19 protein-coding genes are annotated in these 21,709 nt (G+C 69.3%); 7 read left to right on the top strand and 12 right to left on the bottom strand.

Translation table 11 applies throughout. The features are described from left to right. Positions 1-29: 29 nt before the first annotated feature. From ABT171_RS09900 to ABT171_RS09890, 3 genes are all read left to right on the top strand, one after another. On the top strand, positions 30-866 hold the full coding sequence (locus tag ABT171_RS09900) for a GNAT family N-acetyltransferase (RefSeq protein ID WP_351241702.1): 837 nt from the start codon (positions 30-32) through the stop codon (positions 864-866). Between the two features lie 608 nt (positions 867-1,474). Then, positions 1,475-1,720: a hypothetical protein gene (locus ABT171_RS09895; protein ID WP_351241700.1), complete on the top strand. Its 246-nt coding sequence runs from the start codon at positions 1,475-1,477 to the stop codon at positions 1,718-1,720. 283 nt (positions 1,721-2,003) lie between these two features. Then, positions 2,004-2,969, top strand: a complete 966-nt coding sequence (locus tag ABT171_RS09890; protein WP_351241698.1) for an SGNH/GDSL hydrolase family protein — start codon at positions 2,004-2,006, stop codon at positions 2,967-2,969. Positions 2,970-3,154: 185 nt separating this feature from the next. Here the strand turns inward: ABT171_RS09890 and ABT171_RS09885 are convergent, their stop codons facing one another. Then, positions 3,155-7,219, bottom strand: coding sequence for a hypothetical protein (locus ABT171_RS09885; RefSeq protein ID WP_351241696.1), 4,065 nt, complete (start codon positions 7,217-7,219; stop codon positions 3,155-3,157). A gap of 552 nt (positions 7,220-7,771) precedes the next feature. On the opposite strand from ABT171_RS09885, the gene ABT171_RS09880 reads away from it, so the two are divergent. Next, a complete protein-coding gene (locus tag ABT171_RS09880; RefSeq protein WP_351241694.1) occupies positions 7,772-8,350 on the top strand; it encodes a hypothetical protein in 579 nt (192 codons plus the stop codon). Between the two features lie 530 nt (positions 8,351-8,880). Here ABT171_RS09880 and ABT171_RS09875 read toward each other — a convergent pair. Further along, complete coding sequence (locus ABT171_RS09875; RefSeq protein WP_351241692.1) at positions 8,881-9,492, bottom strand: class I SAM-dependent methyltransferase; 612 nt, start codon at positions 9,490-9,492, stop codon at positions 8,881-8,883. 189 nt (positions 9,493-9,681) lie between these two features. Between ABT171_RS09875 and ABT171_RS09870 the strand changes: the two genes are divergently transcribed. After that, entirely contained in the window at positions 9,682-10,818 is a 1,137-nt protein-coding gene (locus tag ABT171_RS09870; protein WP_351241690.1) for a pentapeptide repeat-containing protein, read from the top strand. Between the two features lie 182 nt (positions 10,819-11,000). Here ABT171_RS09870 and ABT171_RS09865 read toward each other — a convergent pair whose 3' ends face one another. The 4 genes from ABT171_RS09865 to ABT171_RS09850 all read right to left on the bottom strand — a co-directional run bounded on the left by ABT171_RS09865 (position 11,001) and on the right by ABT171_RS09850 (position 16,951). Continuing rightward, positions 11,001-11,843 carry a hypothetical protein gene (locus ABT171_RS09865; RefSeq protein WP_351241688.1) on the bottom strand — a complete coding sequence of 281 codons (843 nt, stop codon included), beginning with the start codon at positions 11,841-11,843 and terminating at the stop codon, positions 11,001-11,003. 395 nt (positions 11,844-12,238) lie between these two features. Continuing rightward, positions 12,239-14,338 (bottom strand): trypsin-like serine peptidase, encoded by a 2,100-nt coding sequence (locus tag ABT171_RS09860; RefSeq protein ID WP_351241686.1) that lies wholly within the window; start codon positions 14,336-14,338, stop codon positions 12,239-12,241. Between the two features lie 475 nt (positions 14,339-14,813). After that, positions 14,814-16,010 carry an NAD(P)/FAD-dependent oxidoreductase gene (locus tag ABT171_RS09855; protein WP_351241684.1) on the bottom strand — a complete coding sequence of 399 codons (1,197 nt, stop codon included), beginning with the start codon at positions 16,008-16,010 and terminating at the stop codon, positions 14,814-14,816. A 122-nt stretch (positions 16,011-16,132) separates the two neighbouring features. Next, entirely contained in the window at positions 16,133-16,951 is an 819-nt protein-coding gene (locus tag ABT171_RS09850) for a dienelactone hydrolase family protein (RefSeq protein WP_351241682.1), read from the bottom strand. Between the two features lie 92 nt (positions 16,952-17,043). On the opposite strand from ABT171_RS09850, the gene ABT171_RS09845 reads away from it, so the two are divergent. Then, positions 17,044-18,039: a GlxA family transcriptional regulator gene (locus ABT171_RS09845; protein WP_351241680.1), complete on the top strand. Its 996-nt coding sequence runs from the start codon at positions 17,044-17,046 to the stop codon at positions 18,037-18,039. 119 nt (positions 18,040-18,158) lie between these two features. Continuing rightward, on the top strand, positions 18,159-18,560 hold the full coding sequence (locus ABT171_RS09840; RefSeq protein WP_351241678.1) for a YybH family protein: 402 nt from the start codon (positions 18,159-18,161) through the stop codon (positions 18,558-18,560). A gap of 7 nt (positions 18,561-18,567) precedes the next feature. Here ABT171_RS09840 and ABT171_RS09835 read toward each other — a convergent pair whose 3' ends face one another. From ABT171_RS09835 to ABT171_RS09810, 6 genes are all read right to left on the bottom strand, one after another. Beyond that, entirely contained in the window at positions 18,568-19,068 is a 501-nt protein-coding gene (locus tag ABT171_RS09835) for a GNAT family N-acetyltransferase (RefSeq protein WP_351241676.1), read from the bottom strand. Between the two features lie 98 nt (positions 19,069-19,166). After that, entirely contained in the window at positions 19,167-20,141 is a 975-nt protein-coding gene (locus ABT171_RS09830) for an NAD(P)-dependent alcohol dehydrogenase (RefSeq protein ID WP_351241674.1), read from the bottom strand. Continuing rightward, positions 20,138-20,389 (bottom strand): helix-turn-helix transcriptional regulator, encoded by a 252-nt coding sequence (locus ABT171_RS09825; protein ID WP_351241672.1) that lies wholly within the window; start codon positions 20,387-20,389, stop codon positions 20,138-20,140. Before ABT171_RS09825 ends, ABT171_RS09830 begins: the two co-directional genes overlap by 4 nt. Beyond that, complete coding sequence (locus tag ABT171_RS09820) at positions 20,383-20,814, bottom strand: hypothetical protein (protein ID WP_351241670.1); 432 nt, start codon at positions 20,812-20,814, stop codon at positions 20,383-20,385. Before ABT171_RS09820 ends, ABT171_RS09825 begins: the two co-directional genes overlap by 7 nt. Before the next feature lie 330 nt (positions 20,815-21,144). Next, positions 21,145-21,273, bottom strand: coding sequence for a hypothetical protein (locus ABT171_RS09815; protein ID WP_351241668.1), 129 nt, complete (start codon positions 21,271-21,273; stop codon positions 21,145-21,147). Positions 21,274-21,279: 6 nt separating this feature from the next. Continuing rightward, positions 21,280-21,477 carry a hypothetical protein gene (locus tag ABT171_RS09810; RefSeq protein WP_351241666.1) on the bottom strand — a complete coding sequence of 66 codons (198 nt, stop codon included), beginning with the start codon at positions 21,475-21,477 and terminating at the stop codon, positions 21,280-21,282. Positions 21,478-21,709 lie beyond the last annotated feature (232 nt).

The following is a 21,709-nucleotide window of genomic DNA, read 5'->3' as shown; positions in this document are numbered from 1 at the left end:
CACCGTGGCCCTCTCTAAGGACCGATCCCATGACCACTCCACGCCGAGCCACGCCCGCCGACGCCGGAGGCATCACCCGCCTGCGATCCGAGCTGATTCTCTCCGAACCGCTCGACTCGGACTGGCAGGCCCTTTGCCAAGGCCAGTTGGCCGAACGACTCCAGCCTGGTGGCGACGCCCGGGCCTACGTCGTCGACGCACCGGAGGGAGGAGTCGCCACCTGCGCCCTAGCCCTGGTCAGCCCCGTGCTCCCCGCACCGCGGTACCCAGAGGGACTGGCCGCGCGCATCCAGGCCGTGGCCACCCGGCCCGGGCACCGACGCCGTGGCTACGCCAAGGCCGCCCTCACGGCACTCCTCGACGACCTGGGGCAGGAGGGCGTCACCCTCTTCGAACTGCACGCCAGTGACGAATCCAGGCCTCTGTACGAGTCCCTCGGATTCACCAGCGATCCAGCGCTCATGCGCAGAACCGCAGTGCCCCCGCGATCCCGCGACCATCCCACGCGTGCCTCTGCAAACGACACGTGGGACACCATCCAGCATCTGGCCGACACGTTCAGCCGCCTCGACACCGAGAACGGACTCGCGTCAGAGGAGCAATGGACCCTGCAAGTGCTCAAGCTCGCCGAAGAGGTAGGTGAGGCTGCACAGGCCGTCATCGGCGCCCGGGGCACCAACCCGCGGAAAGGGCACAGCCACACGTGGACAGATGTTCAGGACGAGGTGGCCGACACCGTCATCACTGGCATGGTCTCCCTGGCGCGACTGCGTCCCGACGCACGTGAATACTTCGCTGCCGTCCTGGCCCGAAAAGCCGTGAAGTTCCTTCCGGCACAGGATTCCAGCGACGAGCTGCTTCGCTGACGCCGCCCTGCCACCGTGCTGCCCGCTTCTTGACAGTGCCCAGCCGCCTCTCCCGGCAGTGCCACCGTGCGAGCGAGGAAGTCCAGCTCGGCTTGAGAGGCGTGCTGGCGGCGGTCGGCCTCGTCGGTGGGCAGCATCTCCTGGAACATCCGGGGCCTCGCCTCCTCCATGTACCGGGGAAAGGGAGCATCGTTGACGTGCTCGTACGCGTCCGCGTCCGCGTCCGCCCATCGCCATGGGCGGGCACAGGTTGCAGGACATCGCGGAGTACGCGCTGCTCGGTGTCTCGCTCAACGAGGAGCTGCCCGATACGGACGGTTGCCGTCGAGGGATCGGCCGGCAGTGCAGCACGCACCAGCCGACGCGTCTCAAGCACTTCCGCGGTGTGGAGGAGCCGAACGGTATCGCCGTCCGCGACGATCCGGTCCGTGCCGCCGCCCAGGTCGCCCGGCGTGTCCTGCCCCGCTACGCCCAAGCCATGCACGGGGTCCGGCGCAACGCCCTCCATCGGCCGGACCCACCACACCAGCCCGCCGCGCCAGAGGTCACCGAGTCGCTCAGCACTGATCCGGTACCCCGACGGCGTGGTGGGGGTCCCGTCCGCCAGCGTGCCCACCGAAGCCCGCACCGTGCTGTACAGCTGCTACTTCCAGTACAGCCCGCACGAAGCGGCGTTCGTCCTGCCCGTCTCCTACCGCACCGAGGCACGAGCCCTGCTGCTGCAGAGCGCGGTCCGCCAGCTCACAAACCAAGGCATCGGCATCACTTCCGGCACGCCGCCCCCACCGCATTCCGTCCGCCCCGCACGGCAGAGCGTCCGCGTCAGATCTTGCGCTGAGTCCTCGTGGCCCTGAACGGCCGGAGGTTGAGGTTCCCGGTGATCGAGAACAAGACAGCCACCGAGGGGACGTGCGGTCGGCCCGGGATCCTGCAGTCGATCAAGAACTTCCCTGCGCTGCGCAAGTACCCCACCAGAGCGGTCGCCAGTAGGGCGCGAGTGGTCGGGACACCGAGTCCCAGTCACCCACAGAGACGCACCCCTCAGCCCCATTATGACTGTCCGTATTGGATCTAGTGCGTTTAGTGATTGCCTCTTTATGGTCAAAACGTCGCCAAAACCGTATCCCTGGAGGATTCGTGGCCCGCTTCCGCACTCGTCTGGCCCTGCTCGGTTCGGCCGCAGCCCTCACCGCCGGGACCCTTATCCCCGCGCAGTTCGCCGGGGCGCAACCCGCCGCCGCCGCGGACTACCAGTGGGTCGCCCTGGGCGACTCCTACACTGCAGGCGTCATCCCGGCCGCCGGCGACGTCTTCGAGGTCCCCCGCGATGGCTGCGAGCGCACCGACCAGTCCTACCCCCAGGTCATCGACCGCGACCTCGGCTCGCTCTTCGACCTGACCAACGTCAGCTGCGGGGCCGCCACCATCGGGAACGTCACCGACGAGGCGCAAGAGCCGATCGGCCGTCACCTGCCGCCCTTCGCCGAAGACCCGGACTACCCGTTCCCCGCGGTGCCGCCCCAGTCCGCGGCGGTGGGCCCCGGCACCGACGTGATCACCGTCGGCGTGGGCGGCAACACCCTCGGCTTCGGCGACATCCTCATGCAGTGTCCCAAGCTGGGCGAGGAAAGCGGCGGCGTGGGCACCCCGTGCAAGGACGCCCTGGCCGCCGGCATCCCGGCCCGGCTGAACAAGGTGAGCCGGGACTACGACCGGATGCTCACCGTGCTCCACGAGCGCGCCCCGCACGCCAAGATCCTGACCGTCGGCTACCCCACCATCGTCCCCAACGACACGTCCAAGTGCCGCTACAACGACCCGACGCAGTTCGGCTCGATCACCCGCGGCGATCTGGACTGGCTGCGCAAGGACGTCCTGGAACCCCTCAACAAGACCATCGAGAAGTCCACCGGCACCCAGCAAGCCGCCAGCTTCGTCGACCTCTACGACTCCTCCCGGAGCCACAGCGTCTGCGACGCCGGCAAGTGGGTGGAAGGCTTCCTCACGCCCCCTGACCAGCTCTCCTTCGTCCACCCCAACGCCCTCGGCCACCGCAACGCCGCCAACCACGTCGAAGCAGCGATGCTGAACACCATCAGCTGAGCCAACCCACACCCGGCACCCCAGCAGCGACCCCACAGCAAACTGGCCTCCGGCACCAGCCGGAGGCCAGTTCCGCGTTACGTCGGGACGCCCTACTCCTGACAATCCCACAGCCATGTCTGAGAGACGGGCCCCAGCACTGAACTGCACGACGCCCGTTGCTTCCACTACACCCTTATGTGCCCCTACCTGGCTACGCCCTCCCACGCCCGTGTGAACAGCACCGGCAGCGGGGCGGAGGGAACCGCGGTCAGGTGTGATGTCGACCGGTGCTCCCTGGCCAGGGGCAGCAGGCCGAGCTTCGACGCCTCGATCGGGAGGCGAGGCGGCTTCCGCTCCTGCCAGGCGCCCGGCAGGAAGAGGGAGCGGCCCGCTCGTGACCGGAGGGCACGCAGCACTCGGCCCGACGCGTGCAGCTCGGCCTCCGCTTTTTTGAAGCGGCTGGGCTTCCAGCCGGTCCACGCCTTGACGTTGCGGTCCGACGGGTCCGGCAGTGCCAGCAGCATCAGGTAGAGCGACGCGGCGTCCTCGCCCAGCCCGAAGGCCTCGGCGCAGTCCTCGACGAGATGCGGCACGGACCGCGCGGGGTCCTGTTCCCAGCCCGGGGGGCGCTCGCCGTCGGTGAGCAAGTGTGCTCCGAGCGCGGCGAAGTCGTCGCTCAGCAGCAGCCGCAGGTCTGCGACGGCGGGCAGTCCCGAGGGGCTGGGCAGCCACTGAGAGGGCAGTACGGAGTCGAGGTAGGTGTCCAAGGCGTCCAGCAGAGGATCATCGGGTCCCTTGAGCGCGACTGGGTCCACACACAGATGACGCATGTCGTACGCCGCGTCGGCCACCTCCGTGACCGCCGGATGAGCGGTGAGCGCATCCGTCGAAGGGGGTGGGCCCATCAGGTAGTTGCTCTGCAGTGAGAAGAGCGTGAGCGGACCGGGGCCCGAGGACAGCTCCTCGCGCAGCCGGGATATCGCCGCGCCGGCCGCGGGGCGCGACGGGTCACCGGCCGGGGTGCGGTAGGCGAGCCAGGCCGCGATTCTCGGCAGGGCCAGCAGATGCGGCTCGCCCGCCAGGCCCGCGCGGTGGGGAGCCAGGCAGTCCGCCCCGGTGGTGAGCCGGCCGAGGAGGGCGGGCAGCCGCAGGTGGGGCCACCAGCGCCGGTTGTCCCCGCGGGGCTGCCGAGTCATGGCCGCCTCGCCCTGGGGCGGGAGTGTCTCCTTGGCGGCGAGGGTCAGGAGCGCGGTGGGTACGGGCAGGGGGCTGCCCAGTTCCTCCAGCCACCACTCGGCGGCCCGGTCCACGTCGGGCCCTGTGGCCCACAGCTGCTCGGGGTCGTCGGGAAGGAGCTTGTCGTACAACGTCGTGAAGAACCGGGGGCCGAGCGCGTCGGTCAGTGCGGCAACCGCTTGTTCCGCCTCCTTGTACCGGATCTTCCAGGACTCCAGGTCGGCGGAGTAGTGCCCGGAGAGGTAGCCGTCCTCCTCGTCGAGCTGGTGCGGTGCGCAGGGGACGTGTGCGGTCAGCAGCGCGGTGGCCTCCGCCGGGGAGAGGCCCAGGCGCTCCGCGAAGGCGCGGACGAGCTCCGGGCGGGCCGGTGCCGGTCCGTGCTTGCGGTACAGCTCGGCGAAGCGCGTGAACCATGTGCCGGGACGCACGGGCTCCAGCACATGGGCACGCGTGAGCTTCACGCCTGCGACAGCCAGTGGGCCGTCCTCGGGGTAGACGCCGTCCGGGGAGTACTCCCACAGCGTGCGCCGGGGATCTCTGCCTCCGCTGGCCAGGACGTAGGCGACGGACGTGTCCGTCCGGAAGACGGACCCGGGAAGCGGGGCGTTGATGTCGGTACGGTCCTCGGGAACCTCGCAGTGGACGATCCGCCAGTGTCCCGGCTCGCCGGTGACGAAGGGGTGGGCGGCGTACATCATCAGCGACCGGGCCGCCGAGCCGCCCGGCGCCGAGGAAACGGCGCACAGGGCGAGTGCCGCGGCACACGCGTGCGTGCGCCGGAACCGGCCGTTGCGTGGCATACGGTCGAACGTGGTGGTGGCCTGCCCCAGATCACCACCCCAAACGGCCGTGCCCTCCTTCGCGAGCGCCATCATCTGACGGCTCACCTTGTCCTCCGGCTCCTGCGACCCCGCGTCGGCGGCCGGTGACACATCACCCTCGCCAGGGGTGAGACAGCCCACCAGCCGCTTCAGTCCAGCGCGGCAGTTGACGGCCATGACCAGGGAGCGGGCGGCCCCGCTGTGCATCGGCTCGCCCAGTTGCGGCAGTGCTTCCAGGATCGGTCCGCGATTGGGGCCCCGGACACCCTCCCGCTCGACGTAGTAGGGCTGAAGCCTCCCCAGCAACTCCTCGACCTGGGCACGCGAGACGGTGTCGGGCAACTCTGCCATCACCAGCGGTACGACGTCCACCGCTGCGAACTCGGCCGCCGCCTCCGCGTCCTTGAGGAGGAGGTCCACCGCCACGCCCACGTGCACGAGCCGGCCGAGCAGGAGGACCAGTTCCTCGAAGTCGACGCCCGCGCGCAGCTTCGCCCGCTCGCGGCCGAACCAGGACCGGATCTCCTCGTGCCCGATCGGGTTGTCGAACAGCTCGGGGATCCGCTGCCAGCCCTTGGCCTCGTGCGGCTGGTACCAGCTGTTGGACGCCAGGTCCTTGGTGGTCATCTCCAGGTCGGCACGCACCCGTGCCCGCAGCTCCTTGGCGAAGCGCTCGTCCGCCTGCAGGTGCTCCAGCTTCGGCCGGTGGCTGAGCTGGATGCAGGACAACTGCGACGGGCCGAGCAGCTCGGGAGGGTCGGCGACGGGGGCGCCGTGCTCCAGAAGCAGGTCGATCAGGTCGAGAGGTGTCCTACCGTTGGCATACTCGCCGATTCGCCAGTAACGGAACTGTACGGGCACACCGTCGGCAGCCAGCTTCGGCGCGATCCGCTCGGCGATCTCGTACATGACGGACCAGGGGCCGTTCCTGTCACTGTTCGAGAGGACGCACGCGGACAGCCAGGCGGCGGCCTCGCCGACGGGCAGCCCCGGGACCTCGCCGGTGAGCAACGCCAGCGCATCGGTGCGTTCCAGCAGCTCCCGCCACACCCTGGAACTGTCGCCGAAACGCCGAGGACGCAGCCTGAGCACTTGGCGAGCGGCCTCCGGCGCGTGCCTGCCCAGCAGGTCCATGGCCCGGCCCTTGAGGCAGTCGGTCCAGAACTTGTCGTCCGACAGCGAGACACCGCCGACCGCGAACATCTCCCCGAGCAGCGTGGCCAGTTCCGACTCCGGTTCGAGACCGGCGGCCTTGGCGAGCTTGCGCACATCGCCGGCCAGCTGCGGGTACACCTCGGACGACGCCTGGACACGGCGGACCACCACCTGACGGAACCGCGAGAGATCCGCCTCGGTCGCCTCTCCCTTGACGGCCAGCTCGCGCGCCCAGGCCCGCAGGACCGTGGCGGAGAGGGCCTCGCCCTCGGCGTATGTGAGGTACCGGCCCAGCAGCCACTCCTTGTCGATCTTGCGCGCCTGCACCCGTTCGGCGGTGCGGGCCCGCCCGAACCAGGCGGCGGCTGTCGCATGCTCGCCCTGCCGCAGGGCGAGGTCGGCCATCTCGTCGAGGAGCGTGATCAGCAGCGCGGGGAGCGACTCCTCCATGCCCTGGAGGACACTGTCGACGTCCGCCTTGTAGGCGAACCTCCACTGCTGTGTGCGGTCCTGCAGGAGCAGGAGCTTCTCGGTCGCCGGCTCCTCGAAGCCGGGGTGGGCGGCGATGACCCGCTCAGGGAAGGGAAGGGCACCGTCGGAGGGGTCCGGTATGCCGGTGGAGAAGCAGCCGTCCGGCTCCCAGTGCTGCCCGCGCATCAAGCGGTCGCGGTACGGGATGAGCTGTTCGGGAAGCACCTGGGTCAGCGTGCGGCCGTCGAACCCGGCGTACGTACGAACCCACAGGCCACCGTCGCCCAACTCGTCGGTCAGCTCGACGGACTCGGCCTCCAGAGCCTCCCGCCACAGCGGGTCCGCGTCGGCCAGGGCACGCGGGACACGGACCCCGTCCGACGCCCACCCACCCGCCTGCAGGCGGCACGCCTCACGGTGCTTCCGCAGATGTGTCCGTGCCCCCAGCAGGACTGCGAGCCCGGGAGCACCCGCGATCGCATCGGGGAACTTCTTGAGCCTCCGCCCCTGCGGATTGCGGTAGACGACCTCCAGATCATCCGTCAGTTCCGCGGTGTAGCCGCCCTTTTCCACACGCCCGCCCATGCGCCGGCCCTCCCCCACACTGCTGGTTCGATGATCACACGTTACGCGCTGTCACTGACAATGCCGCTCAACAGGCCTGGCCGGCGCAGCCGGCAGAACGGCCGAAGAGGGCGCCGGACTGGCAATTCCGGTCTGTGCGGGAGGCAGCGCTCCCCGTCCCCCCGCCGATCTCGACGCTTTGGTGCTCACTTGCCGCGCACGTCGTTGAAGGGATCCGCCCCCTCAGTGGGGACGAGCGATGTCTGTTCGATCATGCAGGAGGACGATCGGGCGCAGTAGCACGCTGGTGTCGGTGTGGTTGCCGGTGCCGCCCTTGGGCCACGCTTCCCGCAGTTTCAGAGGCGCTGGTGTGCTGGTCGCGGCCGGCGAAGTCCTCGCAGACGCCCCTGACGGACATCGCCTCTTGCCTCGACAATTGGCCTTTCAACAACCCCGTGGTGTAGAAAGCTCCGTCGATCAATCATGATCACGTCACCGAGCTCTGTTATTCGGGGGAATGGAAGAATGACCTCAACTCGCCGTGTTTTCAGCACGATTGTGCTTCTCGCCGCCTTGAGCGGCGTCACCGCCTGCGACCCGGACGACTCCAACGCCGAAGGCACAACCGGAGGTTCCGGCAGCAGCGCCTCGCCGTCGAGCGCGCCGTCGGCTACGGCGTCCAAGGCATCGGACACCGGCGAGGCCGGAAACAGCGACCCGACCGATGACGTCGATGGTGGCGGAAAGGGCGGGGACTGCGGCACGCCGCCGACCCTGCCCGCAGGGCATACGAAGGTGAAGGTCGAGCTGATGCGTGACTCCAGCGGCTTCGAGGCCGCGGAGGCCAAGCCGCACTGCACGCCGAACGACTGGATCTACGGCGCCGAGAAGGGGGCTCAGACCAAGCACTACGTCCTTCCGGCGGGTGTCAAGGCATACCTGGCCCTGGCCGCCGGTCCCGGCAAGTGGAAGCAGGTCGACCATGAGCAGCTGTCGCTGCACATCGACCGCTGCCTGGCCGAGGAAATCGGGGCTCCCACCAAGGACTACCCCAAGGTGAAGGCACCCTACGGCTGCTTCGGCAACATCTATGAGGTCACGCTGAACGGCAAGGGCGAAGTGGAGACGATGAAGGAGATCTGGAGCGTCTGACGACGCCCGTCCGCCGGCCGGAGCTCAGGCTCCGGCCGGATGTTCTGGCACTGTCCGTACCCAACCCGGCCGAAGACAGGGTCAAACCCCTCCACAGAGAATGTCTCATGTCCGCGAACGGGACAGGTGTGGAGGCCGTGCGCGCTCTCGGGAAGCCGCATCTTCCCTCTGGGCCGTCTCCCGGATCCAGTTCTGCTGCTCCTCTCCCATCACCCCAGGACTCCAGTAGCCGTCGAGAGCCAGCAGAGCCTCGACATGGCGGCGCTGCGGACCCCAGCACCGCGCCCACGCCGGGCCGCCTGACTGACCTCAATCCCATACTCAGCGCGCCGCCCCCTCATGGACACCATCGTGCCCTGCGCCGCCCACCTCAGACAGACGTTCCGCCTACCGCTCCCAGGTGAGCGTCCGCAGCCGGTGCCCCGCGGAGCACCGCGCCACGGGTACAGGATGCGGCACGCAGAGCGAGGGAGCAGGGCGCCCTCGATGCAGTCCGCCTGACCCCCAGGGCCCCCGCCTCGACCTGGAAGTCAGCCGCCGCGGGTCGCCCACACCTCTACGTACGGCCCCCGGTCGACACCGTCGATCGTGAAGCCCGCACCGGCCACCGCAGCGGCGAACTCGTCTGGGTCCCACACGGTGTACCACCGTCGGCCGTCCGGTTCATCGAGCCAGCCTGTACGGCCGGTGGCGCTCAAACACACGTATAGCCGGCCCCTGGGCCGCAGCAGTCCGGCGAACTGCCCCAGTACGTCCACCGCATCCACCACGTCGAGGTGGACGAGTGACGCGGAGGCCCAGATCCCATCAAACGTTCCGGCTGGGAATCGGGACCCGACCTCGCGCAGGTCACACTCGGAGGTAGGCGCGTGGGCGTTGGCCATCGCCACGAATACCGGATTAAGGTCAACGCCACGCACCACATGCCCGTGCCTCCGGAACCTCGCAAGGTCACGGCCCGGACCACACCCTGCGTCAAGGATCAGCGAGGGCGCAGGCAAGGAGCCCGCGAACCGCTCAACACGATCCGCCATCTTCGGAGCATGCACAGCCGCGTAGTCGTCGGCGTGGCCGCTGTAGGCGGCGACCGACTCAGCTACCGGGTCCGACTGCCTCCTGCGGGATGTGGTGCGTGACTTCATTTTCCCATTCTGCGTTGCCCCCCGGCGCCACCCACCAGCGGCCAGACCGAAAAGGGATCAAGCTCATACGCCCCACCTCAGCGACACTGTCGACGGCGCAGTGTCTGTCGTCCCCCTGAAGCGCAAAGGTCAGTACGGCGCATCCCAACCGGTTCGCCGGGTTCGGCCTTGCTTTAGGATCCGATGGCTATGGGGGAATCGGTTCACAGCCGCCGGCGTGCGACTCGCGTGGTCGTCGTGGCGTTGGTCGGGGTGGCCACACTGGCCGTGGTGTTCGTCGTGCTCCTGGTGCTTCCAGGGATAGTGGTGGACCACGATCTCGCCGGCGGCCACCTTGCCGCCGCGGACCGGATGAACGCGGTGAACAACGTGCGTACCACGCTCCTGCAGGCGATCGGTGGCGCGGTCGTGCTGTTCGGTGCCTACGCCACCTGGCGGCAGTTGCGGGTCAGCCAGGACGGGCTGAACGCCACCCGGGAGGGCAATGTCACCGATCGCTTCAGCCGGGCAGTGGAACAACTCGGCAGTGACAAGCTGGACGTGCGGATAGGCGGCATCTACGCACTGTGGCGGATCGCGGACCACTCCGCCCGCGACCACGAGGCCGTCGTCTCGATCATGGCGGCATACCTTCGGACGCACCTGCCGTGGCCGCCACAGGAGCCGGACGCTCCGGCGGCGGACGCGTCCATCAACTCGGTGCGCCCGCTGGAGACCCGTGCCGCCGATGCCCAGGTGGCGCTCACCTGCCTCGGGGTCCTTGGCCAGGAACGCAGCCCGGGTTGGCTCAACGTCAGCTTCACCGATCTCCGTCGGGCCGACTGCGACGGGCTGTGGCTGAACGGCGTCAACCTCGACGCCACGTGCCTGGAGGCGGCGAGCGTGTACCAGGTCAACCTGAGCGGGGCGTCACTGATCGAGGCCAACCTGCGGCATGCCGAACTCGGGACGTCGATTCTTCACCAGGTCCGCTGTCTCGAAGCCGATCTGCGCGGCGCACGCCTGGTCAAGGCCGACCTGCGGGAGGCGGACTTCTCCGGTGCGGACCTCAGGGAGGCGAACCTGCGCAAGGCTCGGGCCCATGGGGCGGTGTTCGTCCGTGCGGATCTGCGAATGGCCGACCTGCGGGGCTGCGACCTCGGCGGTGCCGACCTGCGGCACGCGAGACTCGAAGGCGCGCTGGCGAGCGACCTGACCATCTGGCCGAACGGCTTCGACACCGACGCAGCCGGCCTTGTCCTCGCCGAGGATCCCGGCGCCGAACCTGACGTTCTGCTGCCGGCTGCCGCGATCGCGAGGCCAGTCCCGCCCCTGCTGTCGTCCTGATGCTTGGTTCACCTCGTCGCACCGGATTGATCAGGCCGCCGAGTCGAGGCGGCGTCCACCCCAGCGGAGCCCCTTCTCGCTACGGACAGGCTCAGCCACCACACCCCCAGCGGTCGGATCGGACGTCACCGCACATCCGACCGCCAGAAGAGGCGACCCGGCGAACCATCCCGGTCTGAGCACTAGCCGGCCTTCCGGAGCACCTCGGCGATGTTGGCTCGGTACGTCCGTAGCGCCTGAAGCCCCGCGTTGTAGCGGGCGCGATGCCGTGCGATGTCCGCGCCCTGCTTCTGCGCCCGTACGGCGTGCCAGAGCTCGACCGTGTGGTGGCGGCGCTTGCATGTGACGTCTGCGACGGCGGTGGCCCGCTCCCGCTGCGTATGCCGGGTGTTGCCGCTGTTGTCCCGCTGCCAGGCGCGGTCCGTGTACGCTGCGACGGGGTCGGGGTAGCGGGAGAATCCTTGTTCTGCCACACAGCGGGACCACTCATCCCAGGCTGCTCGGAGGCGCGGGTCGTGCTTGACTGCTTTGTCGACCTCGATCGCCCGCCTGCTTGCGTAGAGCCAGTCCCGCTTCAGATCTATGCCGTGCATCAGCCGCCGACTCGCCTCGGCGTTACAGGCGGGCCAGTCCGCATACTCGGCGTTGGTCATGCGGCGGCCCGTCGCCCGGGGGGCCGGGTGCTGTGCGGGGTCCCAGCCGTAGCCCCAGCGGCGGGCGGTGCCGAGATCGAGGGCGCCGTAGTCGGTGCCGACCGCGACGGCGACAACGGGGTCGCTGGGATAGCGGGGGTCGAGCGGGAAGTCCGGGTGACCGCGGCTCGCCATGCACTGGCGGATCAGCAAGGCCGACGCCCGCTGGGATCGCTGGTAGTCCTGCGCCGTGTAGTCGTAGCGGTCGCCCGGTAGGGGGCCGAGGTCCGACGCCGTGCGTATGAACTCATGGCGTTCTGGTCCCGAGGCGCAGAACGCCGCCAGCACTGTTATCCCCGCCACGGCACCCAGCCGCCACCCCCGTCTCACCATGTCCGGGATGCTAGCGGGCGGCGTGCGTGCGGTCTGCCCCACCCCCAAGCGACTCGTCCCCGCCTGCCGAGCGCTCCCAGGAGCAGGGCAAGGCCGTATACGCGGCCTGGGTCAGCGCCGCGCTGGAGGCCCCCGCCACCCGCGGGACCGCCTGCGGCATCGACCGTGAGCGAAGTGACGCTCCTCCCCGTCCGGGCAGTGAGTCGAGGAGACGCTGCGCTCCCGGAATACGGCATGCGATGAGGGCGGCCGAAGCCGATCTCAGGGCAAACGCGGGGCTGGCCGGCATCTTCCTCAGCTGCACGATGGCCGCCCGGGTGTCTGGCCGCTATCGCCGGTACCACCCATACGGAACGCTGGGAGTCCTCTGGGCCGAGGCCCAGAGGACTTCGTGGTCAGCGCCGGTAGTACGGCAGCGACGAGCCGGACGCGGCCGCGAGTACGGCTTCCTTGCCGAGGCTGTTGCCGCTGTCCTGGTACATGGACAGCTGGCCGTCGGACCAGCGCACGAGGTAGTCGTTGCCCCGGTTGTCGGTGCTGGTGAAGTTGCCCGCCGTGGTGAGCGTGGCGTGGGTCCACAGGGAGCTCGGGGCCCGCAGTCGCACCTCTCCGTGGAAGCCGTACTGGTTGATGTCCGGGTACAGGGTCAGTTCGCCGTCGGACCAGCGGACCACGAGGTCTGACTCATTGGTTCCGGAGAAATCGGCGGACGTGAGGGATGTGGCGTGCGTCCAGGTGGAGTTGGCCGGGCTGAGCCGGACCTCACCGTGTGTCCCGGTGGAGTTGATGTTCTTGTAGAGAGTGGTCTCGCCGTCGGACCAGCGCACGATCAGGTCGTCGGGCCAGTGGTCGTCGGTGGTGTAGCGGCCCGCGGTCATGGCGACCTCGTGCTGCCACAGCGTGCCCGGCTTGACGAGTGTGACCTGGCTGTGCAGGCCGCGCGCGTCGACGTCGGGGAAGAGGGTGAGGCTGCCATCGCTCCAGCGCACCAGCAGGTCGTAGGTGTTGGTGCCCGTGAAGTCGCCGGCCGTGATGGAGACGGCCTTCGTCCAGGTGGTGTTGGCCGCGGCGAGCCGTACTTCCTTGTCGTACCGTCCGTTGCCACCGCCCCGGTACAGCGTCAGCTCGCCGTCCGACCAGCGCACGACCAGGTCGCTCTTTTCCGGATCGGGCGAAGGTGAGGGCGCGAAGGAGCCGGAGGTGACGAGGGTGGCGTGGGTGAGTGTGGAGGCGCCAGGCAGCACATTGGGGCGTGCGGGGGCGGTGCCGGCGACCGCCGCCTTGTACAGGTTCTGGACGTCGGAGCCGTAGGAGGAGCTGTAGGAGACGTCGTCGGTCGGTCCACCGGTGTCCCAGCCGCCGATGCTGCCGACCACGTCGCCGGTGCCGGTGGTCGGGTCGAAGTTCTCCAGGAACGGGCTGCCGCTGGTGCCGGTGGCGAAGCCGTTGCAGGCGATCCGGAGGTACGAGCCGGGGGTGCCGTCCGTGGGGGTGTACTGCGTGGTGTTGTTGTTGCAGGTCAGGGGCCGCGTGGCGGTGCCGGGGTAGCCGACCAGCCGTATGCTGGGGAAGACATAGCCGCGGCCGGTGGCCAGGTTGTTGCCGCCCACCACGTCCTGCACCTGCTTGCCGTCGCTGCGCGCACCGACCTGGGCGAACGCGACGTCCCACGGGGCGCCCTTGACGTGTCCGCGGTCGTAGTAGCGGGGGTCGAGCCAGACCCGGCTGCGGCCGTCGGAGTCGGTGGCGACGGGGAAGATGCCGTACGGCTGGGGATTGGCCGCGGTCCACCGGGGGACGAACGCGAGCGAGCCGCCGCCTGCCCGCCCGTCCATGCAGTGCCCGGCGGTGAGCACGAGGTTGTGGTGCGGGCTGTTGATGACGCTCGCGGTGCAGAAGTAGGAACCGCTGCTGGTCTGCATGTACATCCGGCCGACCATCGGCAGCCCGCCGAAGGAGGAGCTGACGGGGCCTGTCCCGCCCGTGCCCGTGGCGGACGCGCTGGGCGCGGCGGTGGGGCTCGCCGAGCCCGACGGGGTGGGGGAAGCGCCCGGGGAGGCGGACGAGGTGTCCGTCGGCGCGGCGGTCGGGGTGTCCGTAGCCGTGGCGGAGGGAGCCGGGGACGAGGTGTCGGTGGGTGTGTCCGTCGGGCCGGCGGTGTCGGTCGGCGTGGCGTCCATCGGGGCCTCGCGCAGGTCCTGGGCGTTCAGGCCACCGGAGACCGGCGGCTTGACGAGCCCCTGGAGCGTGGCGTGGGCGGCCTTGCCCCCGGTCCGCGGTTTGGAGTCCGGAAGCGGCTTCGCTTCTGCCATGCGCTGCGCGGTCCAGAACCGCTTGGCCGCAAGGGCTGTCCAGTGCGGCGCTGCGGCTGGGGGACGCGGGGCGGTGTCCGGTATCGCGGACGTGTACGCCGGAGGGGCGTTCGTGGCGCCTGCCGTGTCGACCGAGACGACGAGAGTTCCGGCCACGGCGGTGATCGCGCCGACGGCGACCACGAGAAGGGCACCGCGCCGACTCGCGCGATGCCCGGCAGATCTACTCACTTTTGGGCTGAATTCCCCCCACTTGGCGTGGCTCTCCGCCACGCATGCGATAGGACTAGCAGAGAGTACGGCACCGTTACCCGGCTATCGAACCGTTGGGCGAATTCGCCTGGCTGACGTGCGGGCGGCCGGTGCCGACTCCCAGGCGAACCTGAAGTCGACGATCTACGCCAAGGGCGCTACATCTAGAGGGCCGGCCTCCGCCACCGGCAAAGAGACGAAGCCGCGCACCGCCGTCTGCTCCGGGAAGGTCTCCCTTGCCGCCGCGCAGAACGCCATCGTCACCGACTTGACCACAGCCCTCAGCAGGTTCGGCATCAAGTCCCGCTGCGGACGCCGGCTCGCGTTGACGCGAGGCCACGCTGGATACGGACGTCCGCTCACCAGTCAAGGACGCGATGTCAGCCGACGTCATGACTCGCAACGCCTAGGCTGACTTTTGAGCGGAGACCGGCGCCTCACCACGCTTGGCCCGCAGCAACTGCCGGCGCTGGTCATTCCGGGCCCAGGTGTGCGAACCGGGCTTGCGCGCCTCGTCCTTCAGTTGCTTGATGGTCTGCTTGCAAACGAACTCCTTGAGCTTCGCGCCGGTGCGGCCGCCGACGTAGAAGCTCTTCGCGGTGTCGTCCTTGTAGGCGAGCTGGAAGACGCCGGTGCGACGCCCCAGGCTGATGCACTGGCCGACGAACCCCAGGTTGACGGGCGCGGGTTGCCCACCCGTGATCCGGCTGAGCACCGTGTCGGCGGCATGCGCGCCCAGAGGACCCGCTGCCTGGCAGCTCATCCGGAACGGCAGGTCCGACGGTGTCGCCGCATCGCCGGCCGCGACGATGCGCACGTCGTCCACGCTGGTCAACGTCTCGTCCGTGAGTAGCCGCCCCAAGGCGTCGGTGCTCAGCCCGCTGCGGACGGCCAGGTCCGGCACGCCGAATCCGGCGGTCCAGATGGTCACCGTGCTCGGCAACCTGCCGCCACTGGTGAGCTGCACGTCATCCCGAGTCACGGCCATCACTCTCGCATCGGGGCCTTCGAGCACGGTCACACCGAGTGTGGCAAGCCGCTTGGCAACCGAGCGCCGCCCTCGGGGGTGAAGGGAGGGGCCAAGCACCTCACCGCAGACCAGGGTCACGGCGTGGCCCTCCTCCGCCAGTTCGGCGGCGGTCTCGATGCCGGTCGGACCGGCTCCGACCACCGTCATCGCGGCAGTGGCAGGCGCTGCGTCGACGACCGCGCGCAACCGCTCCGCCTCCTCCAGGCCGGCGATCGGGTGGCCGAACTCGGCCGCGCCGGGCACGCGCGGGTCGGCGCTGCCGCTGCCCACCGCGTAGACCAGGTAGTCGTAGCCGACTGTGCCCCCGGCCGCCAGCGTCACGCTGCGCTCGGACGCGTCAATCCGCGTCACGGTGTCGACCACCAGTCGGACGCCGTCGCCCAGGACTTGTGTGTAGTCGACGAGCGCGTCGTGGGATCCGCCCACCAGTTGGTGCAGGCGGATCCGCTCGACGAAGACCGGGCGCGGGTTGATCAGAGTCACTGTCACGTCGTCGCGCTGCGTCAGGCGATTGGCCGCCATGACGCCGGCGTAGCCGCCGCCGATCACGACCACATCGGTGCTCTCGGTCATGGTGTCTCCGTGAGTTGTCAGGCGGCCCGGGGGGCCGGAAGTGTGTTCCTCGGGCCGTCGGCGTGTACGGGACGAAGGCGAGGGACCCTTGACACTTGAGGGGGTGTGGCGAGGCTTATGTGTCACCCGCTGAGCCGCTCCGTGAGGAAGTCGGTGATCTCGTCACGGGCGCGCAGCGTGGGGTGACCCTGCTCGTCGACGAGATGTGCCGTGACGACGCTGTGGGCGCATCCGACGACGTCGCGGAAGAAGGGCGGAGGGTTCCTGTTCGCCGCGTCGGCGGGAAGCACCCGGCCGTCGAACGCTTGGCCGAGCAGCGCCTGATAGGCCGCGAACCGCTGACCCGTGCACCACCTGTCGTTGTCGAAGCGGTAGGCGAGTACCTTCAAGCCGTCTCGTTCGATGCGTTCGGCCAGGGCAACCGCGTCTTCGTCTCCCATCTCCAGACCGCCGGGGTCGTCGAGCGGCAGCGAGGGATGATTGACGACCGGGGCGATGACAGCCGGTTCGAGTGCCATCGTCAGCGCGAAGTTGCCGGTGAAGCACAGTCCGACCGCGCCGACGCCCGGCCCGCCGCACTCCGTGTGCGCGATCCGCGCGAGGCCGCGCAGCCACGCCACGACGGGACTGGTGCCACCCCCGGCAAAGGCACGGAACTCGGCGCTGACGCATGCGCGCCGGACGACGGCCTCGCCCGCCTCGGTGGTGGGGTAGGCGCCGTCGACGCCGAAGAGAGAGGGCAGGTACACACGGAAGCCGGCCTCGCGGACCCAGCGTGCCAACCGCGCGACGTCAGGGCTGATGCCCGGCATCTCGGGCATCAGGATGACGCCGGGTCCGGTTCCGGCGACGTACACGGTCTTGCCGACGTCATCGACGCTGACGACTCTCCGGGAGAAGTCGTCCAGGGGGTCGTCGCGCCGCGTTCGCATCGTTGTCATGGTCGAGAGTGTGATGAGACAGTGCCGTGCGAGGAAGCGGCGACATCGCCACATAGAGCGGTGATATCGCCACCGCCGGGAGCAGGAGGACCATGAAAACGCTGCGTTTGGGTGTGCTCGCGTATCCCGGCTGCTTCGCCTCGGAGGTGTTCGGGATCCCCGATCTGCTGACCATGGCCGATCACATAGCAGCGGCGGACGGGCCGGACCGTCCGCCGTACGAGGTGTCCGTCGTCTCGCCCAGGCGGCGGGTGGTCGCGTCCGGCGGCTCGGCCATCGAGGTCTCGGCGTTGCGCCCGGTCGACGTCCTGATCGTGCCGGGCTTCGAGCTTTCACCCAGACTCGATCTCGACGCGACGCTCGCGAACCTGGGGCCCGAAGTGGCGTCGCTCCGGTCGCAGGCCGCCTCCGGTGTCGTCGTCGTGTCGATCTGTGTCGGCGCCTTCCTCGTCGCTGAGGCCGGCCTGCTCGACGGGCGCGAGGCGACGACGTCCTGGCTGCTGGCCGATCAGTTCGCCCGACGGTACGGCAACGTGAAGGTGCGCCCCGAGCGCCTGGTGGTCACCGACCGCGGTGTGACGACGACCGCCGCCTTCAGCGCCATGTACGACTTCGCACTGCAGTTGATCCGTGAGCACGACGGCCCCCGTGTCGCCCGCAGCACCGCACGCATCGCGCTCATCGACGACGCACGCTCCACCCAGACTCCCTACATGGACCCGGACCTCATGCCCGCCGTCGGCCAAGGGTTCTCCCTCGGCGTGAAGCGGTGGCTCGACCAGAATCTCGGGGCTCGCTACGACCTGTCCGCGCTCGCCGAGGCGTTCCACATCAGCACACGCACCATGCTCCGTCGCTTCCGTCAGGAGACCGGTCAGACCCCGCTCGCCTACCTGCAATCCGCTCGGGTCCACCGGGCCCGTCATCTGCTGGAGACCACCGACAGGACCATCGCGCACATCGCCGCCGACCTCGGGTACGCGGACACGAGCACCTTCAGCGCCATCTTCGCCCGGCACACGGGCCAGCGGCCACGGGACTACCGCGCCATGTTCCGCCGGCCTGTTCGTGAAGTCCGACCCACTTGATCACCGCGAGCACGGTGTACAAGCGCGGGAAGTGGCCGGCGCGCCTGGTGCTGGACCCCTCGGACCGGCCGAGGGCCGGTCGCACCATGGCCGTCCCGGCACTGGGGCATAATGCGCCCATGGATCATGCGACCGCACGGCAGTTCGTCGACTCCTGGGTTGCGGCGTGGAACGCGCACGAACTGGACGCTGTGCTGTCGCACTACGCCGAGAACGTTTCCTTCCGGTCTCCCGTGGCCGTGCAACTGCTCGGTGGGGACGGGGTCATCCGCGGCAAGGACGCACTGCGCGCCTACTGGGCGGAGGGCCTGCGGCGCATCCCCGACCTGCGGTTCGAGGTACTGGGCAGCTACGTCGGCGTGAACTGCCTGGTCATCAACTACCGCAACCAGAAGGGCGGCCTGGTCAACGAGGTGCTGATCTTCGACGGCCCGCTGGTTGTCGAGGGCTACGGCACCTACCTCGGCGAGGACACCAACCCGGCCGGCGCCCATCCGCTGCCTCGTCCGGCGAAGTCATGAGTGCGCATCAGAGGGCGATCTTCTTGTAGAAGCACACCCGGTCCTGCCCAGGCCCGTCGTAGTCACTGTGCAGGGGCAGACCATCGACCTCTCGGTCCCCGCTTTCGAGGGTGAACCCCATAGCGCGGTGAAAGGCGATGGATCCGGTATTCCCCGGCGAGGTGATCGCCCGCACCTCCGTGCGGCCGACCTCGGCGGCATGCCGGATGAAGGTCGTGTACAGACGGCGAGCAGCCCCCTGCCCACGAAGCCCGGGGTCCACTCCCACGAAGTGGATATACGCCTCCTGGTCGTTGTCGGCGGAGTGAAAACCTATGAGGAACGCCCTGATGCCGGCTTCGTCCTCCAGGACAAGGCTGGTGCCGGAGAAGAACTGCAAGAACAGCTTGGGGAGAAGGAGCGCGAGCTCGCGGGCCTGCGCGGGCGTACGTGAGTCCCCCCACCACTGGTGCACACATGCGACGATCGTGCCGTGGTCGGAGACGCGGGCCTGGCGCAGCTCTGGCATGTCTTTCCCTTTCGGAGCGATGGGGTTGCTGAAGGAAACCACGCCGCCAGGCGGGGTGCCGGGCGCCGCCGGCCGATGGCCGGTTCCGCGCGGAACTCTCAGACCCTGACGGCTATTTTCCCGCGTGCATCGCCACTTCTCAGATAGCCGACCACCTCGGGGACCTCGGCCAGCGGGAAGACCCGGTCGATGACGGGGGTCATCGAGCCCGCCTCGATGAGCTCCGCGAGGAGCCGCAGATCGTCGTGGTTCTGCGTGGAGAAGAAGCCGCGGAGGCGCTGGCCGGTGAACGGCGACAGCAGCAGCGCCCGCAGCAGCCGGCCTGTGCCGCCGAACCACTTCCCGCCGTCCTCACCACCGACGAGGACCAGCGTTCCGCGAGGGCCGAGAGCCTGGCGGAGCCCGGACAGGGAGCGGTTGCCGGCGATGTCGAGGATGAGGTCGTAGCGGCGGGCTCCGTCGGTGGGGTCCTGGAGCGTGTAGTCGATGACTTCGTCGGCACCGAGGGAACGGATGAGGTCTGCCGTGGCGCCGCTGCAGACGCCGGTGACGTGGGCCGCCCCCAGGTGTTTGGCCAGTTGCACGGCGAACGTGCCCACGCCGCCCCCGGCGCCGATGACGAGGACGCTCTGCCCAGACCGCAGTCGCCCGACATCGCGCAGCGCCTGGAGGGCGGTGCACCCGGAGACCGGGACGACGGCCGCCTCCTCGAAGCCGGTGTTGCCGGGCTTGCGGGCGAGCCTGTCCTGCTTGGCGCAGGCGTACTCGGCGAATGAGCCATCGCAGGTGCCGTACACCTCGTCGCCGGGCTGGAAACGGGTGACGTCCGGGCCGACGGCCTCGACACGTCCTGCGACATCCATGCCCCGGACGCGTGCCTTGGGCGCCCGCAGCCCGAAGCCCAGGGCACGGATGAGGTATGGCTGGCCCGTGGTGAGGTGCCAGACGCCGGGGTCGACGGAGGCCGCCTGGACCTGTATGAGCACCTCGCCGCTCCCGGGCTCCGGCGGTGCGATCTCTTCGAGACGCAGCGCCTCGGGTGGTCCATAGGTGTCCTGGACGATGGCTTTCACGTGACCTCTCCCTCGATTTCGCCCGTTTCGTCGCTTTGGGGGTACTGGAACACTTCGTCGAGCGGGACGCCGAACACTCGGGCGATCTGGAAGGCCATCTCCAGGGTGGGCGAGTAACGGCCCTGCTCGATGGCGATGACGGTCTGGCGGGTCACACCGATGCGGCGGGCGAGTTCGGCCTGGGTCATCTCGCCGTGGGCGAAGCGCAGCGCCCGGATCGCATTGGTGACCTTCGTCGGCCTCACCACGGGTGGAAGCCCAGCCGGTAGGCGGCGATCTTCGCCGTGGACGACAGGATCGCCGAGAGGACGAACGCGAGGTAGAGCGCGTTGGCGATCCAGAACTGGTCGGCCCGGAGCATCGCCAGGACGAGCCCTGCCACGCCGCCGATCACGATGAACGACTGTCCGACGTACATGCCGAAGCGGTGGATCTCCCGGTCACGCTGATCCTTGTCGTTCGCGCCCTCGGAAGACACGATCCCCACCATGATGTTCAGCACGATCTGCGCGACGATCGCCACACCGACCGTCCACAGCAGCGCGGACACATAGGGCGTCTGCGTCAGCGGCGCCGCTCCTTCGTGCCGCCGCAGGACGACGGCCAGGTAGGCCGCGTACGACGCGATCGTGACCAGCACCATGATCCAGGCACGTCTCTCTTCACATGCCACTGCCACTCCCTATGTAAAGAAAGCTTGACACGGCGAGTGTCAAGCAGCTGCGACACGGTGTCAAGTTTTCTGTACATCGCGAAGCGGTAGGAGCGGTGAGCCTGACCCGGTCGTGCCCAGCGGCTGGTCAGCGTGCGGCTCGGCGAACAAGGTCGCCGCGCTGCGCAGTCACCCGAAGGCCGGCCGTACTGCCCCCGCCGTGTGCAGCACGACCGCGGTCCGAAGCCACGGCGCTTGCTCCCTCAGCGGGAGCAGACACCATGACCTCGGCGCGTCGGCCTCCAGCTCCCCGCCGGGCGGGGTGACGCCGAGAACCAGCTGTTACGCCGGTCAGGCGTCATGCCGCGGCGGGCCCAGCAGGTCGGCGACCTCCTGCTCACGGTCCGGATGGGCCGCCGTCCAGGCGGTGACCGCACCACGGCTGCGGGCGGCCAGCGCATCGCTCCAGACAGCGGGCAACAACGATCACCACAGACCGGCCTGGTTGTCCTCCGGCAACCGCCCGTCGGCCAGTTCCAGACACGGGATGACCAGGACGGGCACCCGGTGGAGCCGGTCGGCCGGCGACCGTGCCGCCGTGAGCACGGAGCGTGTGGCCTCGGGCAGCTCCGCCGGACGCCCGGACACGGCGGCGCCGCGGTCGTAGAAGGCGGCCTGATACACCTCGGCAACGCCGGCGCGGATCCACTGCCCGATCCAGGTCCAGGCGCCGCCGACATACGCCGCGTAGTGGTCAGCAAGTCCGTGCAGGACAGCCGAAGTTCTGCCGTCATGGCAGCAGCAACGCCCGGACGACCAGCGCGAGACACGTGACCACGACGATTCCCCTCGCGCTCCGCATCGGCCAGCCGTCGTGCCGGGCGGCCAGGAAGTTCGACGCACCGTTCGACGTCGG

The organism is Streptomyces sp. NPDC001851 (assembly GCF_040297165.1).
Lineage (GTDB): Bacteria > Actinomycetota > Actinomycetes > Streptomycetales > Streptomycetaceae > Streptomyces.
The sequence above is the reverse complement of the archived record's forward strand: the minus strand, read 5'-3'. Positions and strand labels throughout refer to the sequence as shown.